The sequence below is a fragment of the Pseudomonas sp. PARCl1 genome (genome assembly GCF_947311875.1).
Taxonomy (GTDB): domain Bacteria; phylum Pseudomonadota; class Gammaproteobacteria; order Pseudomonadales; family Pseudomonadaceae; genus Aquipseudomonas; species Aquipseudomonas juntendi.
In genome coordinates this window covers 1-18,015 of record NZ_CAMZMX010000056.1, presented here as the reverse complement: position 1 = coordinate 18,015, position 18,015 = coordinate 1, and the positions used below count along the sequence as shown (strand labels likewise).

At 62.6% G+C, this 18,015-nt stretch carries 14 protein-coding genes; all 14 read left to right on the top strand.

Annotation, left to right across the window (positions count from 1 at the left end):
- Nucleotides 1-58 precede the first annotated feature (58 nt).
- The 14 genes from bamA to ispD all read left to right on the top strand — a co-directional run bounded on the left by bamA (nucleotide 59) and on the right by ispD (nucleotide 17,803).
- Nucleotides 59-2,404 carry an outer membrane protein assembly factor BamA gene (gene bamA, locus QME24_RS22240; RefSeq protein ID WP_029886980.1) on the top strand — a complete coding sequence of 782 codons (2,346 nt, stop codon included), beginning with the start codon at nucleotides 59-61 and terminating at the stop codon, nucleotides 2,402-2,404.
- A gap of 44 nt (nucleotides 2,405-2,448) precedes the next feature.
- Nucleotides 2,449-2,952, top strand: a complete 504-nt coding sequence (locus QME24_RS22235; protein WP_003252311.1) for an OmpH family outer membrane protein — start codon at nucleotides 2,449-2,451, stop codon at nucleotides 2,950-2,952.
- Nucleotide 2,953: 1 nt separating this feature from the next.
- The gene (gene lpxD, locus QME24_RS22230; RefSeq protein ID WP_029886979.1) at nucleotides 2,954-4,009 is read left to right on the top strand and encodes a UDP-3-O-(3-hydroxymyristoyl)glucosamine N-acyltransferase; all 1,056 of its coding nucleotides are present in this window, start codon (nucleotides 2,954-2,956) and stop codon (nucleotides 4,007-4,009) included.
- Nucleotides 4,010-4,123: 114 nt separating this feature from the next.
- On the top strand, nucleotides 4,124-4,564 hold the full coding sequence (gene fabZ, locus QME24_RS22225) for a 3-hydroxyacyl-ACP dehydratase FabZ (protein WP_004375427.1): 441 nt from the start codon (nucleotides 4,124-4,126) through the stop codon (nucleotides 4,562-4,564).
- Nucleotides 4,561-5,337 carry an acyl-ACP--UDP-N-acetylglucosamine O-acyltransferase gene (gene lpxA, locus QME24_RS22220; RefSeq protein ID WP_009686941.1) on the top strand — a complete coding sequence of 259 codons (777 nt, stop codon included), beginning with the start codon at nucleotides 4,561-4,563 and terminating at the stop codon, nucleotides 5,335-5,337. The genes fabZ and lpxA overlap by 4 nt, the downstream gene beginning before the upstream one ends.
- 1 nt (nucleotide 5,338) lies before the next feature.
- Nucleotides 5,339-6,466, top strand: a complete 1,128-nt coding sequence (gene lpxB, locus QME24_RS22215) for a lipid-A-disaccharide synthase (RefSeq protein WP_154211804.1) — start codon at nucleotides 5,339-5,341, stop codon at nucleotides 6,464-6,466.
- A gap of 1 nt (nucleotide 6,467) precedes the next feature.
- Complete coding sequence (gene rnhB, locus QME24_RS22210) at nucleotides 6,468-7,091, top strand: ribonuclease HII (RefSeq protein ID WP_029886977.1); 624 nt, start codon at nucleotides 6,468-6,470, stop codon at nucleotides 7,089-7,091.
- Between the two features lie 180 nt (nucleotides 7,092-7,271).
- Nucleotides 7,272-10,796 (top strand): DNA polymerase III subunit alpha, encoded by a 3,525-nt coding sequence (dnaE, locus tag QME24_RS22205; RefSeq protein ID WP_281691056.1) that lies wholly within the window; start codon nucleotides 7,272-7,274, stop codon nucleotides 10,794-10,796.
- 106 nt (nucleotides 10,797-10,902) lie between these two features.
- Nucleotides 10,903-11,850: an acetyl-CoA carboxylase carboxyltransferase subunit alpha gene (locus QME24_RS22200; protein WP_009686937.1), complete on the top strand. Its 948-nt coding sequence runs from the start codon at nucleotides 10,903-10,905 to the stop codon at nucleotides 11,848-11,850.
- A 133-nt stretch (nucleotides 11,851-11,983) separates the two neighbouring features.
- Complete coding sequence (gene tilS, locus QME24_RS22195; RefSeq protein ID WP_281691055.1) at nucleotides 11,984-13,267, top strand: tRNA lysidine(34) synthetase TilS; 1,284 nt, start codon at nucleotides 11,984-11,986, stop codon at nucleotides 13,265-13,267.
- A 268-nt stretch (nucleotides 13,268-13,535) separates the two neighbouring features.
- Nucleotides 13,536-15,164: a CTP synthase gene (locus QME24_RS22190; protein WP_012270851.1), complete on the top strand. Its 1,629-nt coding sequence runs from the start codon at nucleotides 13,536-13,538 to the stop codon at nucleotides 15,162-15,164.
- Between the two features lie 200 nt (nucleotides 15,165-15,364).
- A complete protein-coding gene (gene eno, locus QME24_RS22185; protein WP_029886974.1) occupies nucleotides 15,365-16,654 on the top strand; it encodes a phosphopyruvate hydratase in 1,290 nt (429 codons plus the stop codon).
- Between the two features lie 163 nt (nucleotides 16,655-16,817).
- On the top strand, nucleotides 16,818-17,099 hold the full coding sequence (ftsB, locus tag QME24_RS22180; protein WP_009686932.1) for a cell division protein FtsB: 282 nt from the start codon (nucleotides 16,818-16,820) through the stop codon (nucleotides 17,097-17,099).
- Nucleotides 17,096-17,803 (top strand): 2-C-methyl-D-erythritol 4-phosphate cytidylyltransferase, encoded by a 708-nt coding sequence (gene ispD / locus QME24_RS22175; protein WP_009686931.1) that lies wholly within the window; start codon nucleotides 17,096-17,098, stop codon nucleotides 17,801-17,803. The genes ftsB and ispD overlap by 4 nt, the downstream gene beginning before the upstream one ends.
- Nucleotides 17,804-18,015 lie beyond the last annotated feature (212 nt).

Sequence of the window (18,015 nt, the reverse complement as noted above, 5' to 3'; positions counted from 1 at the left end):
CGAACCCGCCGTTCTTTCACGGCGGGTTGTTTATTGCCAGTTGGAATAAAAGGACTTCATGAAACGTCTGCTGCTAACTGCGGTCATGTCCGCACTGATGATCGCTGAAGTTCACGCCGAGTCCTTCACCATCTCCGATATTCGCGTCAACGGCCTGCAGCGGGTTTCCGCCGGCAGCGTGTTCGGTGCCTTGCCGCTGAACGTCGGTGACCAGGCTGATGACCGCCGCCTGGTGGACTCGACCCGTTCCCTGTTCAAGACCGGGTTCTTCCAGGACATCCAGTTGAACCGCGATGGCAATGTGCTGATCATCAACGTGGTCGAGCGCCCGTCGGTGTCGAGCATCGAGATCGAAGGCAACAAGGCGATCAGCACCGATGACCTGATGAAAGGCCTGAAGCAATCCGGCCTGGCCGAAGGCGAGATCTTCCAGCGTGCCACCCTTGAAGGCGTGCGTAACGAACTGCAGCGCCAGTACGTGGCCCAGGGCCGCTACTCGGCCGAGGTCGACGCCGAGGTGGTGCCGCAGCCGCGCAACCGCGTGGCACTGAAGATCAAGATCAACGAAGGCACGGTCGCGGCCATCCAGCACATCAACATCGTCGGCAACAACGTGTTCGACGACGATACCCTGGGCCAGTTGTTCGAGCTGAAAACCACCAACTGGCTGTCGTTCTTCAAGAACGACGACAAGTACGCCCGCGAAAAGCTGTCCGGTGACCTTGAGCGCCTGCGTTCCTACTACCTGGACCGCGGCTACATCAACATGGACATCGCCTCGACCCAGGTGTCGATCACGCCAGACAAGAAGCACGTCTACATCACCGTCAACATCAACGAAGGCGAGAAGTACACCGTTCGCGACGTGAAGCTGTCCGGTGACCTCAAGGTGCCGGAAGACCAGGTCAAGTCGCTGCTGCTGGTGCAGCCTGGCCAGGTATTCTCGCGCAAGGTGATGACCACCACGTCCGAGCTGATCACCCGCCGCCTGGGCAACGAGGGCTACACCTTCGCCAACGTCAACGGCGTGCCACAGCCGAACGAACAGGACCACACGGTAGACATCATGTTCGTGGTCGACCCGGGCAAGCGTGCCTACGTCAACCGCATCAACTACCGCGGTAACACCAAGACCGAAGACGAAGTGCTGCGTCGCGAAATGCGCCAGATGGAAGGCGGGTGGGCGTCGACCTACCTGATCGACCAGTCCAAGACCCGCCTCGAGCGCCTGGGCTTCTTCAAGGAAGTCAACGTCGAGACCCCACCGGTGCCCGGCACCGATGACCAGGTCGACGTCAACTACAGCGTGGAGGAGCAAGCCTCCGGTTCGATCACCGCCAGCGTCGGTTTCGCCCAGAGCGCGGGCCTGATCCTGGGTGGTTCGATCAGCCAGAGCAACTTCCTCGGCACCGGTAACAAGGTGTCCATCGGCTTGACCCGGTCGGAATACCAGACCCGCTACAACTTTGGCTTCGTGGACCCCTACTTCACTGCCGACGGCGTGAGCCTGGGCTACAACGCCTTCTACCGCAGCACCAACTACGATGACCTCGATGTCGACGTGGCCAGCTATGCGGTGGACAGCCTCGGTGCAGGTGTGAGCCTGGGCTACCCGATCAGCGAAACTTCGCGCCTGACCTACGGCCTGAGCGTGCAGCAGGACAAGATCAAGACCGGCAAGTACACCGTCGACGAGATCTTCGACTTCCTCAATCAGGAAGGCGACAACTTCCTCAACTTCAAGGCGTCGATCGGCTGGTCCGAGTCGACCTTGAACAAAGGTGTGCTGGCGACCCGCGGTCACTCGCAAAGCCTGACCCTGGAATCGACCATTCCAGGCAGCGACCTGTCGTTCTACAAGCTCGACTACCGTGGCCAGCTGTTCCAGCCGATCAACAATGACTACACCCTGCGCCTGCACACCGAGCTGGGCTATGGTGATGGTTATGGCAGCACCTCCGGCCTGCCGTTCTACGAGAACTACTTCGCGGGTGGCTTCAACTCCGTCCGCGGCTTCAAAGACAGCAGCCTGGGGCCACGCAGCACCCCGAGTACCGGCAAGAATGGTACTGCGGTGGACCCGGATCAGGACCCGCTGCCATTTGGTGGCAACGTGCTGGTACAAGGTGGCGTCGAGCTCCTGTTCCCGCTGCCGTTCGTCAAGGACCAGCGTTCGCTGCGCACCTCCGTGTTCTGGGATGTGGGTAACGTGTTCGACACCAACTGCGGCAAGAAGCCTGATTGCGAGAAGGTCGGTTTCTCGGGCATGGCCAGTTCGGTCGGCCTGGGCGTGACCTGGATTACTGCACTGGGCCCGCTGAGCTTCAGCCTGGCAATGCCGGTCAAGAAGCCGGACGATGCCGATACCCAGGTGTTCCAATTCTCTCTGGGCCAGACCTTCTAAGGTCGGCCCTTGCTTAACGACAACGGTTTATCCAGGAGTGCATCGTGCGTAAATTGGCTCAACTGGCCGTAGTGGCCGCGGCGCTGGTCGCCACCCCGGCTTTCGCCGAAATGAAGGTTGCCGTGCTGAACTATCAGATGGCCCTGCTGGAATCGGACGCCGCCAAGAAGTACGCGGTGGATGCCGAGAAGAAATTCGGCCCGCAACTGACCAAGCTGAAAAGCCTGGAAAGCAGCGCCAAGGGTATCCAGGACCGCCTGATCAAGGGCGGCGACAAGATGCAGCAGCAGGAGCGTGAGCGCCTGGAGCTCGAGTTCAAGCAAAAAGCCCGCGACTTCCAGTTCCAGTCCAAGGAGCTGAACGAAGCCAAGGCCGTTGCCGACCGTGACATGCTCAAGCAGCTGAAGCCGAAGCTGGATGGCGCTGTCGAGGAAGTGATCAAGAAAGGCGGTTACGACCTGGTTCTCGAGCGTGGCGCGGTCATCGATGTCAAACCTCAGTACGACATCACCCGCCAGGTCATCGAGCGCATGAACCAAGCCCGTTGATATGAGTGTGACCATGACGCTAGGCCAGCTGGCCGAGGCCCTCGGTGCCACCCTGAAGGGGCCCGAGGCGCTGCAGATTACCGGGCTGGCCACCTTGCAAGAGGCTGGCCCCGGGCAGTTGACCTTCCTGGCCAACCCGCAGTACCGCAAGTACCTGGATAACTGCCAGGCCGGCGCGGTGCTGCTCAAGGCCGCGGACGCCGAAAGCTTTGCCGGCAATGCCCTGGTCGTGGCCGACCCGTACCTGGCTTATGCGCGCATTTCCCACCTGTTCGATCCGAAACCCAAGGCTGTGGCGGGAATCCATCCCAGCGCCGTGGTGGCCGAGGATGCCCAGGTAGATGCCAGCGCCAGCATCGGGCCGTTCGCGGTCATCGAAAGTGGCGCCCGTATCGGCGCCAACGTGAGCATTGGTGCACATTGCTTCATTGGTGCCCGTTGCGTGGTGGGTGAAGGCGGCTGGCTGGCACCGAGGGTCACGTTGTATCACGACGTCACCATCGGCAAGCGCGTGGTCATTCAGTCGGGTGCGGTGATCGGCGGCGAGGGCTTTGGCTTCGCCAACGAGAAGGGCATCTGGCGCAAGATCGCCCAGATTGGCGGCGTTACCATCGGCGATGATGTGGAAATCGGCGTCAACACGGCGGTCGACCGTGGCGCGCTGTCGGACACGCGCATCGGCGATGGGGTCAAGCTGGATAACCAGATCCAGATCGCCCACAACGTGCAGATCGGCGACCACACCGCCATGGCTGCGTGTGTCGGTATTTCCGGCAGCACGCGCATTGGCAAGCACTGCATGCTGGCGGGTGGCGTGGGGCTGGTGGGGCACATTGATGTTTGCGATAACGTATTCATTTCCGGAATGACCATGGTTACCCGCTCGATCACCGAGCCGGGCTCCTATTCTTCCGGTACGGCCATGCAGCCATTGGCTGACTGGCGCAAGAGCGCCGCGCGTATCCGCCACCTGGACGATATGGCCAAGCGCCTCCAGCAGCTGGAAAAACGCGTCGATACCGTGACCTCAGGTGGCCAGCCGGCATCAGAAGGCTGATACCATTCCCTGAGCAAGAGTGAACAGTCGCTAGCTGGCTCCTCTTTGGATTGCAAAAGGAGCGTGCGGTCAGCACCTGCGCTCCCTATTCTTATTACAGGCTTCCCCCCCGAAATGATGGACATCAACGAGATTCGCGAATACCTGCCTCACCGTTACCCGTTCCTGCTGGTGGACCGCGTGACGGAGCTGGACTACGAGGCCCAGAGCATTCGTGCCTACAAGAATGTCAGCATCAACGAGCCGTTCTTCAATGGCCACTTCCCGGCGCACCCGATCATGCCGGGCGTCCTGATCATCGAAGCCATGGCCCAGGCGGCCGGTATCCTGGGTTTCAAGATGCTCGATGCCAAGCCTGCCGATGGCACCCTGTATTACTTCGTCGGCTCCGACAAGCTGCGTTTCCGCCAGCCGGTGCTGCCGGGTGACCAGTTGGTACTGGAAGCCAAGTTCCTCAGCCGCAAGAGCATGATCTGGAAGTTCGAATGCCGCGCCCTGGTCGACGGCAAGCCGGTGTGCTCGGCAGAAATCACCTGCGCGGAACGCTCCCTATGAATTCGATTGATCCTCGGGCCATCATCGATCCCTCGGCCAAGCTCGCCGACGGTGTCGAGGTGGGCCCTTGGTCGATCGTGGGCCCCGATGTCGAGGTCGGGGAGGGCACCGTTATCGGCCCGCATGTTGTGTTGAAGGGGCCGACCCGCATCGGCAAGCACAACCGTATCTTCCAGTTTTCGTCGATTGGCGAAGACACCCCGGACCTCAAGTACAAGGGTGAGCCGACGCGCCTGGTGATTGGCGACCACAACGTGATCCGCGAAGGGGTGACCATTCACCGTGGGACCATTCAGGACCGTGCCGAAACCACCCTGGGTGACCACAACCTGATCATGGCCTATGCCCACATCGGCCACGACAGCGTCATCGGTAACCACTGCATTCTGGTCAACAACACGGCCCTTGCCGGGCATGTGCATGTGGGCGACTGGGCGATCCTGTCCGGCTACACCCTGGTGCACCAGTACTGCCATATCGGTGCCCACGCGTTTTCCGGCATGGGTACGGCGATCGGCAAGGACGTGCCGGCCTTCGTGACCGTGTTCGGTAGCCCGGCCGAAGCCCGTAGCATGAACTTCGAGGGCATGCGCCGGCGCGGTTTCAGTGCCGAAGTGATCCACGTGCTGCGCCGCTGCTACAAGATTGTCTATCGTCAGGGCCTTACCGTCGAAGACGCACTCAAGGAGCTGGCCGAGCCTGCTGCGCTGCACCCTGAGGTCGAGCTGTTCCGCCAGTCGATCGTGAACTCCGCTCGCGGCATCACCCGCTGACATGGCCCGGCTTTGCGTAGCGCTGGTGGCCGGTGAGGCCAGCGGCGATATTCTGGGTTCAGGCCTGATGCGTGCCCTCAGGGAGCGCCACCCCGACATACGCTTTATCGGGGTGGGCGGCCCTTTGATGGAAGCCGAAGGCCTGCAATCCTATTTCCCGATGGAACGCCTGGCGGTCATGGGCCTGGTGGAGGTGCTGGGGCGCCTGCGCGAGCTGCTCAAGCGGCGCAAACTGCTGATCCAGACCCTGATCGATGAAAAGCCGGATGTGTTCATCGGTATCGATGCGCCTGACTTTACCCTCAACATCGAGCTGAAACTGCGGCAGGCCGGGATCAAGACTGTGCACTATGTCAGCCCGTCGGTCTGGGCCTGGCGGCAGAAGCGGGTGCTGAAGATCCGCGAAGGCTGCGACCTGATGCTGACCCTGCTGCCGTTCGAGGCGCGGTTCTATGAAGAGCAGGGCGTGCCGGTGCGCTTTGTCGGCCACCCGCTGGCCGACACCATCCCGCTGCAGGCCGACCGCGCAGCTGCGCGTGCCACACTGGGCCTGGGCGAGGGCCCGGTGGTGGCCCTGATGCCGGGCAGCCGCGGCGGCGAGGTTGGCCGCCTGGGGGCGTTGTTCCTCGATGCTGCCGAGCGCCTGTGCCACCACGTACCGGGCGTGCGCTTCGTACTGCCGTGTGCCAATGCAGCGCGGCGCGCTCAGGTCGAGCAGATGCTCGAAGGGCGGCAGTTGCCGCTGATGCTGCTCGATGGCCAGTCGCACCAGGCCCTGGCCGCCTGCGATGCGGTGTTGATCGCTTCGGGTACCGCCACCCTCGAAGCCTTGCTGTACAAGCGGCCGATGGTGGTGGCTTACCGCCTGGCGCCGCTGACCTACTGGATTCTCAAGCGGCTGGTGAAAAGCCCCTACGTGTCGTTGCCAAACCTGTTGGCGCAGCGTGAGCTGGTACCTGAACTGCTGCAGGACGCTGCCACCAGCGAGGCGTTGGCCAATACCCTGGTACCGTTGTTGCGCGATGGGAGCCGGCAGACCGAACGTTTCGACGAAATTCACCGCACCCTGCGCCGCGACGCCTCCAATCAGGCGGCCGAGGCGGTGCTGGCCCTGCTCAAGGACCGCTGACATGCAATTTGGACTGGACTTCAACCTGGTCGAAGACCTGGTCGCCGGCGTTGACGAAGTGGGCCGTGGCCCGCTGTGCGGTGCGGTGGTAACGGCAGCGGTGATCCTCGACCCAACCCGGCCGATTCTCGGCCTGAACGATTCGAAAAAACTCACGCAAGCCAAGCGCGAGGCTCTTTTCGACGAGATTTGCGAAAAGGCCCTGAGCTTTTGCATCGCCCGTGCCGAGGTCGAGGAAATCGACCGGCTCAATATCCTGCAGGCCACCATGCTGGCCATGCAGCGCGCGGTCGAAGGCCTGCACGTTACACCGAAGCTTGCGCTGATCGACGGCAACCGCTGCCCGAAACTGGCCGTGCCGGCAGCGCCGGTGGTCAAGGGCGATAGCCAGGTCCCGGCGATTGCGGCAGCCTCGATTCTGGCCAAGGTCAGCCGTGACCGTGAAATGAGCGCGTTCGAGCTGATCTACCCCGGTTACGGTATCGGCGGGCACAAGGGCTACCCCACGCCGGTACATCTGGAGGCCTTGGCCCGGCTTGGGCCTACGCCCATTCATCGGCGTTCGTTCGCACCGGTGCGGGCCGCCTGGGACGCGCGTGAGGGCGTCATCGGTTCGCTGGTCTGACCAATGGGCCGTTATCCGGGGCCCTTGCAGGCGCTTTAGCCGCGAACACCGGCACAGCCGGTGCCGTGCACCGCGTCGCCTGGTTCGCGGGTAAACCCGCTCCTACACGCAGCCCCAAAACCCCCGCGCAATTAAGCTACAATCCCGCCCTTGTCGTTCAGCACTGCTACAGGATCTCCCATGTCGGTTCCCTTCGTTCACCTGCGCGTCCACTCTGAATTCTCGCTGGTTGACGGCCTGGTGCGGATCAAGCCGCTGGCCAAGGCGCTGGCCGGGATGAACATGCCAGCAGTGGCCATCACCGACCAGAGCAACATGTGCGCGCTGGTGAAGTTCTACAAGACGGCCATGGGCGCCGGCATCAAACCGATCTGTGGTGCAGACCTGTGGCTGGCCGGCGCCGACCCGGAAGCGCCGCTGTCGCGCATCTGCCTGCTGGCCATGAACCCCAAGGGCTATCGCAACCTCACCGAGCTGATCTCGCGCGGCTGGACCGACGGCCAGCGCAACGGCCTGGTGATCCTGCAGCGTGAATGGATCGCGCCGGCCAGCGAAGGCCTGATCGCCTTGTCGGCCGGCAAGGAAGGTGACATCGGCATGGCCCTGCTGGCCGGCCGTGACGACGAAGCCCAGGCCCTGCTGCAAGACTGGATGGGCATGTTCCCCGAGCGCTTCTACGTAGAAGTGCAGCGCACCAACCGCGCCCGCGACGAGGAATATGTGCATGCTGCCGTGGCCCTGGCCGACAGGCTCGGCGCGCCGCTGGTGGCCACCAACGACGTGCGTTTCATCAAGCAGTCCGATTTCGACGCCCATGAAACCCGGGTTTGCATCGGTGAAGGCTGGACCCTCGACGACCCCCGCCGGCCGCGTTGCTACAGCGACCAGCAGTACCTCAAGTCGTCCGAGGAAATGGCCGAGCTGTTCAGCGACCTGCCCGATGCCATCGCCAACACCGTCGAAATCGCCAAGCGTTGCAACATCCAGGTGCAGTTGGGCAAGTACTTCCTGCCCGACTTCCCCACGCCCAACGGCATGGGCATCGACGACTACCTGCGGCACGTGTCCCACGAGGGCCTGGAAGAGCGCCTGGCGGTCCTGTGGCCGAAGGAGACCACGCCCAATTACGAAGAGAAGCGCCAGGTTTACCTTGACCGGCTGAAGTTCGAACTGGACATCATCATCCAGATGGGCTTCCCCGGTTACTTCCTGATCGTGATGGACTTCATCAAGTGGGCCAAGAACAACGACGTGCCGGTAGGCCCTGGCCGTGGTTCGGGCGCAGGTTCGCTGGTGGCCTATGTGCTGAAGATCACCGACCTCGACCCGCTGGCCTATGACCTGCTGTTCGAGCGCTTCCTCAACCCTGAACGTATTTCCATGCCCGACTTCGACGTCGACTTCTGCATGGATGGCCGTGACCGGGTGATCGACTATGTGGCCGAGGCTTATGGCCGCAACGCGGTCAGCCAGATCATCACCTTCGGCACCATGGCTGCCAAGGCGGTGGTGCGTGACGTGGCACGGGTTCAGGGCAAGTCCTACGGCCTGGCCGACCGCCTGTCGAAGATGATTCCGTTCGAAGTGGGCATGACCCTGGAGAAGGCCTACGAGCAGGAAGAGATCCTGCGTGACTTCCTCAAGGGTGACGAGGACGCCCGCGAAATCTGGGACATGGCGCTGAAGCTCGAAGGTGTGACCCGGGGTACCGGCAAGCACGCTGGTGGCGTGGTGATCGCCCCGACCAAGCTCACCGACTTCTCACCGATCGCCTGTGACGAAGAAGGCGGCGGCCTGGTAACCCAGTTCGACAAGGATGACGTCGAGGCGGCGGGGCTGGTGAAGTTCGACTTCCTCGGCCTGCGTACCCTGACCATCATCAAGTGGGCCATGGAGATCATCAACCGCGAGCAGGCCAAGAAAAACCTGCCCGACGTGAATATCGACTTCATCCCGCTGGACGACCGCAAAACCTACGAGCTGTTGCAGAAGGCCGAAACCACGGCGGTATTCCAGCTTGAATCGCGTGGCATGAAGGAGCTGATCAAGAAGCTCAAGCCCGACTGCCTGGAAGACCTCATCGCACTGGTGGCACTGTTCCGCCCCGGCCCGCTGCAGTCGGGCATGGTGGACGACTTCATCAACCGCAAGCACGGCCGTGCCGAGCTGGCCTACCCGCACTCCGACTACCAGTACGAAGGCCTCAAGCCAGTGCTGGCCCCCACCTACGGCATCATCCTGTACCAGGAGCAGGTGATGCAGATTGCCCAGGTGATGGCCGGCTACACCCTCGGTGGCGCCGACATGCTGCGCCGGGCCATGGGCAAGAAAAAGCCCGAGGAAATGGCCAAGCAGCGCGGTGGTTTCATCGAAGGCTGCGTGGCCAACAACATCGATGCGGACCTGGCAGGCAACATCTTCGACCTGGTAGAGAAGTTCGCCGGTTACGGCTTCAACAAATCCCACTCCGCGGCCTACGGCCTGGTGTCGTACCAGACCGCCTGGCTGAAAACCCACTACCCGGCACCGTTCATGGCGGCGGTGCTGTCGGCGGACATGCACAACACCGACAAGGTCGTGGTGCTGGTGGAGGAGGTGCGCAGCATGAAGCTGCGCCTGGATGCGCCGGACGTGAACTTCTCCGATTTCAAGTTCACCGTGAACGACGACGGCCGTATCGTCTACGGCCTGGGCGCCATCAAGGGCGTCGGCGAAGGCCCGGTAGAGGCCATCGTCGAAGCCCGTGCCCAGGGCGGGCCGTTCAAGGACCTGTTCGACTTCTGTGAGCGCATCGACCTCAAACGGGTCAACAAGCGCACCCTCGATGCGCTGGTGCGCAGTGGCGCGCTGGACCGGTTGGGCCCGCATTTCCATGACGAAATCAAGGCCTACCATGCCCACATCGACATTAACCGGGCGACCTTGCTTTCGGCACTGGGTGAGGCCATCAAGGCCGCCGAGCAGGCCGCGCATACCGCGGACAGTGGCCATGTCGACTTGTTCGGGGGCATGTTCGACGCGGCGGATGTCGATGTTTACGCCAACCACCGCAAGGTGCGCGAGCTGACCCTGAAGGAACGCCTGAAAGGCGAAAAGGACACCTTGGGGCTGTACCTGACCGGCCACCCGATCGACGAGTACGAAACCGAGATTCGCCGCTTCGCCCGCCAGCGCATCATCGACCTCAAACCGTCGCGTGAAACCCAGACCATCGCCGGCATGATCATTGCGCTGCGGGTGATGAAGAACAAGAAGGGTGACAAGATGGGCTTCGTCACCCTGGATGACCGCTCCGGGCGGATCGAGGCCTCGCTGTTCGCCGACGCCTATATCGCGGCGCAGTCGTTGCTGCAGGCCGACGCCATGGTGGTGGTCGAAGGGGAGGTCAGCAATGACGACTTCTCCGGTGGCTTGCGCCTGCGGGTCAAGCAGGTCATGACCATGGAAGACGCGCGCACCAAGCTGGCCGAAAGCCTGCGCCTGAAGGTGGCGCACGAAGCCTTGAAGGGCGACCGGCTGAAATGGCTGGGCGAACTGATCACCCGCCACCGCGGTGCCTGCCCGATCACGCTGGAGTACACCGGCAGTGACGCCAAGGCCATGTTGCAGTTTGGCGAGCAGTGGGCGATCGACCCTGCCGATGGGCTGATTCAGGCACTGCGTGACCAGTTCGGACGTGAGAACGTCTTCCTGCAATATCGTTGAACCGACAAAAATTTAATCTCGACCTGAATGCGCCTGATCCCTTAAGGTATGGCGCCAAACGGATCAACCGGCCGGCCGCCTGGCCGTAGACCCAAGACGGATGACTATGAACCCGAATTTTCTCGATTTCGAACAGCCGATTGCCGACCTGCAAGCCAAGATCGAAGGCCTGCGCCTGGTGGGTAACGACAATTCGCTGAACATCAGCGATGAAATTGCCCGTCTGCAAGACAAGAGCAACACCCTGACCGAAAGCATCTTCGGCAACCTGACCAGCTGGCAGATTGCACGCCTGGCGCGTCACCCACGTCGTCCCTACACCCTGGACTACCTGGAACACATCTTCACCGAGTTCGAAGAGCTGCACGGCGATCGCCACTTCTCCGATGACGCTGCCATCGTCGGCGGCACTGCGCGCCTGGATGGCAAGCCGGTCATGGTCATCGGCCACCAGAAAGGCCGCGAAGTACGCGAAAAGGTGCGCCGCAACTTCGGTATGCCGCGCCCTGAAGGTTACCGCAAGGCCTGCCGCCTGATGGAAATGGCCGAGCGCTTCAAGATGCCGATCCTGACCTTCATCGACACCCCGGGTGCCTACCCGGGCATCGACGCCGAAGAGCGCAACCAGAGCGAAGCCATCGCCTGGAACCTGCGGGTGATGGCGCGCCTGAAAACCCCGATCATCGCCACCGTGATCGGTGAAGGTGGGTCGGGCGGTGCACTGGCCATTGGTGTCTGCGACCAGCTGAACATGCTGCAGTACTCCACCTATTCGGTGATCTCGCCAGAAGGTTGCGCCTCGATCCTGTGGAAGACCGCCGACAAGGCTGCCGATGCTGCCGAAGCCATGGGCATTACCGCCGAGCGTCTGAAGAGCCTGAACATCGTCGACAAGGTCATCCAGGAGCCGCTGGGCGGCGCTCACCGTGACCCGGCTGCGATGTCGGAAAGCATCCGCGCTGACCTGGTGCAGCAGCTGGACATGCTCGGCAAGTTCGACAATGACGCGCTGCTGGCCCGTCGTTACGAGCGCCTGATGAGCTACGGGCTCTGATTCCGTGATGTGATCCGGGGGCCGCTTTGCGCCCCATTCGCCGGCAGGCCCGCGCTCTCATGGTGTGGGACCTGGCTTGCCGGCGAATGGGGTGCAAAGCACCCCCGACGATCTCAAGCCATGTGAGGCCTTCATGATCAACCTCACCCCCTGGCGCAACGCCCCCACCTGGTACATCGCCTTCTCCGGCGGCCTCGACTCTACCGTCCTCCTGCACCTGCTGGCCGACTACGCCCGCAGCCACGCAGCGCCGCCCTTGCGTGCGGTTCATGTCCACCATGGCCTGCAAGCCGCCGCCGACGCCTGGCCCGCCCATTGCAAGGCCGTCTGCGCCAACCTCGGCATCGCACTTGAGGTAATCCACGTTCAGGTCAGCCCCGGCGCCAGCCTGGAACAGGCGGCCCGCGACGCCCGCTATGCGGCTTTCCAGCAAACCCTCGGTCCGGGCGACATTCTGTTCACCGGCCAGCACTGTGACGACCAGGCTGAAACCCTGCTGTTGCGCTTGCTGCGCGGTGCCGGTTTGCGTGGCCTGGCGGCCATGCCGTGGCAGCGGCCGCTAGGGCAGGGCAGCCTGGTCAGGCCGTTGCTGGGCTGTGCCCGGCAGCAGTTGCAGGCCTATGCGCAGGCCCGCGGGCTCGCCTGGATCGACGACCCTTCCAACGCTGACACCCGTTTTGCCCGCAACTTTCTGCGCCGGGAGGTGATGCCGCAGTTGCAGCAGCGCTGGCCACAGGTTGGCCAGAATTTCGCCCGTGCCGCCGAGCATCTGGGCGAGGCGCTTGGCCTGCTCGACGAACTGGCCCAGGGCGATCTGGTGACCGCGCAGCAGGGGGCGCCTGCCGCCTGGCCGGGGCTGGCCTCCCTCGACCTGGCTAGCCTGGTGGCGCTGTCGCCGGCGCGCCAGCGCAACGCCTTGCAGTACTGGCTGAGCCAACGCACGCGGCTGCCCGATACCCGCCATTGGGCGGGTTGGGCAGACCTGCGCGATGCCGCCGCCGATGCCCAGCCGGTGTGGCGGCTGACCGACGGGCAGTTGCAGCGTAGCCAAGGGCGCATCTGGTGGCTGAGTGGCGACTGGCTGCAGCCAGCCGCCGGTCAGCTGGCCTGGCCGGATCCAGGTGTGCCGTTGCCACTGCCGGGCAACGGTAACGTGCGGCTTGTTGGCGCAGGGGGGGGGGGCGGGCTGCGGGTTGGCTACCGCGAGGGCGGCGAAATACTGGAGGTGCCCGGGCGCGGCCGGCGCGACCTCAAACGCCTGCTCAACGAGCAGCAGGTGCCGCATTTCCTGCGTGCGCGCCTGCCCTTGCTGTACCAGGGCGAGCGCCTGCTGGCAGTGGCCAATTTGCCCGGGCTGGGGCAGGCGGGTTGGCAGTTGCACTGGCAGTTACCGACGAACGCGCAAGGTTTGAGCTGAAGGGTACATTCGGGTAGACTACCCTCCCTTCTTGATACAGCTTCTGTGGGTTCCGCGAAAACACAGGAGTTGCCGATTACCAAGCAGTTTTTTGCTGGGCTGATTCTGAAATGACGAGCGAGCTCCATGCCGGGGATACCCCTGGTCTGTACAGACGCGGCAGTTGTTCGAGATGCACTGTGATTGACGCAGGTGATCGGGGGCTTCGGCCTTCCTTCGCTTTCTCCGGCGGCGCTGGCCGCCTTAACGCAGACTTCTAGGGTTTTTCATGACGCGCTACATATTCGTCACGGGCGGTGTTGTTTCTTCATTGGGGAAAGGCATTGCCTCGGCTTCCCTGGCGGCCATCCTGGAAGCGCGGGGCCTGAAGGTCACCATGCTCAAGCTGGATCCGTACATCAACGTCGACCCGGGCACGATGAGCCCGTTCCAGCATGGTGAAGTGTTCGTCACCCACGATGGCGCCGAGACCGACCTCGACCTGGGCCACTACGAGCGGTTCATCCGCACCACCATGACCCAGAACAACAACTTCACCACCGGCCGTATCTACGAGCACGTGCTGCGCAAGGAGCGCCGTGGTGATTACCTGGGCGCGACCATCCAGGTCATTCCGCACATCACCGACGAAATCAAGCGCCGCATCATCAAGGGTGCTGGCGACGCCGACGTGGCCCTGGTGGAAATCGGCGGTACCGTGGGCGACATCGAGTCGCAGCCATTCCTCGAGGCCATTCGCCAGTTGCGCGTCGAAGTGGGTTCCAAGCGCGCGATGCTGATGCACCTGACCCTGGTCCCGTACATTGCCACTGCTGGCGAAACCAAGACCAAGCCGACCCAGCACTCGGTCAAGGAACTGCGCTCCATCGGCCTGCAGCCAGACGTGCTGATCTGCCGTTCCGACCACCCGGTCGATGCTTCCTCGCGCCGCAAGATCGCGCTGTTCACCAACGTTGAAGAGCGTGCGGTGATTTCGCTGGAAGACGTCGACACCATCTACAAGATCCCGGGTGTGCTGCACGCACAGGGCCTGGACGACTTCGTCGTCGAGCGCTTCGGCCTGCAATGCAACGGTGCCGACCTGTCCGAGTGGGACAAGGTGGTCGATGCCAAGCTCAACCCTGAGCACGAAGTGACCATCGCCATGGTCGGCAAGTACATGGAACTGCTGGATGCGTACAAGTCGCTGATCGAAGCGATGAGCCACGCCGGTATCACCAACCGTACCAAGGTCAACCTGCGCTACATCGACTCGGAAGACATCGAGAACCAGGGCACCAGCCTGCTCGAGGGTGCCGATGCCATCCTGGTCCCCGGCGGTTTCGGCCTGCGCGGCGTGGAAGGCAAGATCACTGCGGTTCAATATGCCCGTGAGAACAAGGTGCCGTACCTGGGCATCTGCCTGGGCATGCAGGTCGCGGTGATCGAATTCGCCCGTAACGTCATGGGCTGGAAAGACGCCAACTCCACCGAGTTCGACCGCAACAGCGGCCACCCGGTCGTCGGCCTGATCACCGAGTGGGCCGACGCCACCGGTGCGGTCGAAACCCGTGACGAGGCCTCCGACCTGGGCGGCACCATGCGTCTGGGTGCACAGGACTGCCAACTGGCGGCCGGCTCCAAGGTGCACGATTGCTATGGCAAGGACGTGATCACCGAGCGCCACCGCCACCGTTACGAGGTCAACAACAACCTGCTGCCACAGCTGGTTGACGCCGGCCTGGTGGTTTCCGGCCGTTCCGAAGACGGCGCGCTGGTCGAAGTGGTCGAGTCCAAGGACCACCCATGGTTCGTTGCCTGCCAGTTCCACCCGGAGTTCACCTCCACCCCGCGTGACGGTCATCCGCTGTTCAGCGGCTTCGTCAAGGCGGCCCTGGCGCAGAAGAACAAGGCCTGATTTTTTCGGGTCTTTGGTGAGTTTTCCGACGGTTAAGTCCGCGCGAGGCTCATTTCTCGGGTAAAGTACGCCCCGATCTACCCCTGACCACTCGGTCAGGGGTTGCTTTTGCCAGGCCTGCCTGCTGCGTCCCTGCCTGGTGAAAGGCAAGAATTCCCTAAAGCTGCGTTGTTTTCGTCAATTCTGGAGTGCTTACAACAATGGCAAAAATCGTCGACATCAAAGGTCGTGAAGTTCTCGACTCGCGTGGCAACCCCACCGTGGAAGCCGATGTACTGCTCGACAACGGCATCATCGGCAGCGCTTGCGCGCCGTCCGGTGCTTCCACCGGCTCGCGCGAAGCGCTGGAGCTGCGTGATGGCGACAAGAGCCGTTACCTGGGCAAGGGCGTGCTGAAGGCTGTCGCCAACATCAACGGCCCTATCCGCGACCTGCTGCTGGGCAAGGACCCGGCTGACCAGAAGGCCCTGGACCGCGCCATGATCGAGCTGGACGGTACCGAGAACAAGGCCAAGCTGGGCGCCAACGCCATCCTGGCTGTTTCCCTGGCTGCCGCCAAGGCCGCTGCCCAGGACCAGGACCTGCCGCTGTACGCGCACATCGCCAACCTGAACGGCACCCCAGGCCAGTACTCCATGCCGGTTCCGATGATGAACATCATCAACGGCGGCGAGCACGCCGACAACAACGTCGACATCCAGGAGTTCATGGTTCAGCCGGTTGGCGCCAAGACCTTCTCCGACGGCCTGCGCATGGGCACCGAAATCTTCCACCACCTCAAGGCTGTGCTCAAGGCCCGTGGCCTGAACACTGCCGTGGGTGACGAAGGTGGCTTCGCCCCTAACCTGGCCTCCAACGAAGATGCCTTGGGTGCAATCGCCGAAGCCGTCGAAAAAGCCGGCTATAAACTGGGCACCGACGTGACCCTGGCACTGGACTGCGCCGCTTCCGAATTCTACGAAGACGGGAAGTACAGCCTGTCCGGCGAAGGCAAGTCCTTCGATGCCGAAGGTTTCGCAGACTACCTCAAAGGCCTGACCGAGCGCTTCCCGATCATCTCCATCGAAGATGGCCTGGACGAGTCGGACTGGGCTGGCTGGAAAATCCTCACTGACAAGATCGGTGAAAAGGTTCAGCTGGTTGGCGACGACCTGTTCGTGACCAACACCAAGATCCTCAAGGAAGGCATCGAGAAGGGCATCGGTAACTCGATCCTGATCAAGTTCAACCAGATCGGCTCGCTGACCGAAACCCTCGAAGCCATCCAGATGGCCAAGGCTGCCGGCTACACCGCGGTGATTTCGCACCGTTCCGGTGAAACCGAAGACTCGACCATTGCCGACCTGGCCGTAGGTACCGCTGCGGGCCAGATCAAGACCGGTTCGCTGTGCCGTTCCGACCGCGTATCCAAGTACAACCAACTGCTGCGTATCGAAGAGCAACTGGGCGCCAAAGCGGTTTACCGTGGTCGTGCCGAGTTTCGCGGCTAAGCAAGAGATGGTAAAAAGGCAGCAGCCGGAGTTGTAGGAACGTTCTTACTGAACTTTCCTTCTTCCCAACGGGTTTCTGTCAACGAAGCCTGGCCTCGGCCAGGCTTCGTGCTATTCGAGCTCCCGTAAAATGCGCGGCAGCCTTTTTGACCTGGATAACGTGATGCGCAGTCCCTATTGGGTGTTCCTTATTCTGCTCCTGCTGCTGGGTGGCCTGCAGTATCGTCTGTGGGTCGGCAATGGCAGCCTGGCGCAAGTGACCGAGCTGAAGCAGCAGATCGCTGAGCAGCACGCCGAAAACGAGCGCCTGCTGGAGCGTAATCGCGTGCTCGATGCTGAAGTGCTGGAGCTGAAAAAAGGCATGGAGACCGTTGAAGAGCGGGCTCGCCATGAATTGGGGATGGTCAAGGAGGGTGAAACCCTCTTCCAGTTGCCACAGAAATGATCGATACCTTACCGGCCTTCTGGGCCGTGATTCCAGCGGCGGGCGTAGGCGCCCGCATGGCTGCCGACCGCCCCAAGCAGTATCTGGAGCTGGCAGGGCAGACCCTTCTCGAGCACAGCCTCGACTGTTTTCTTGGCCACCCGACGCTTAACGGCGTGGTGGTCAGCATTGCCGAACACGACCCTTACTGGCCTGCCCTGGGCTGTGCCAGCGACCCGCGTATCCAGCGCGCGGCGGGCGGGCGCGAGCGCGCCGATTCGGTACTCAATGCCTTGCTGCTGCTGCATGCCCAAGGGGCGGCGGACAGCGACTGGGTGCTGGTGCACGATGCTGCGCGGCCCAACCTGGCGCGTAGCGACCTGGACAAGCTGCTGGCTGAGTTGGCGGATGACCCGGTGGGTGGCCTGCTGGCGGTGCCGGCGCGCGACACGCTCAAACGTGCCGATGGCAAAGGCCGGGTCAGCGCCACCGTTGACCGCAGCACCATCTGGCAGGCCTACACGCCGCAGATGTTCCGCCTGGGGGCGTTGCACCGGGCGCTGGCCGAGTGTTTGGTCTCGGATGTCGTCGTAACCGATGAAGCTTCTGCCATCGAATGGTCCGGGCAGGCGCCGCGGCTGGTCGAAGGGCGCAGCGACAACATCAAGGTGACCCGGCCGGAAGACCTGGAGTGGTTGCGCCAGCGCTGGGCAGGTCGACGCTGAGATCGCCGGGTCCGCTGCGCGGCCCATTCGCAGGCAAGCCAACTCCCACAGGGATCGCATCAGGGCTGATAGGTGTTTGTCACAAGATATGCAGTGCCTGTGAGATCGAGCGCCGCCCGCGCGGCGCAATCGCGAGCTGCGCTCGCTCCTACGTTTGTTTCGGGCCAGTAACGCCTGTGACAGGCGCGCGCGGCCGCCTTGTTTGTACGGCG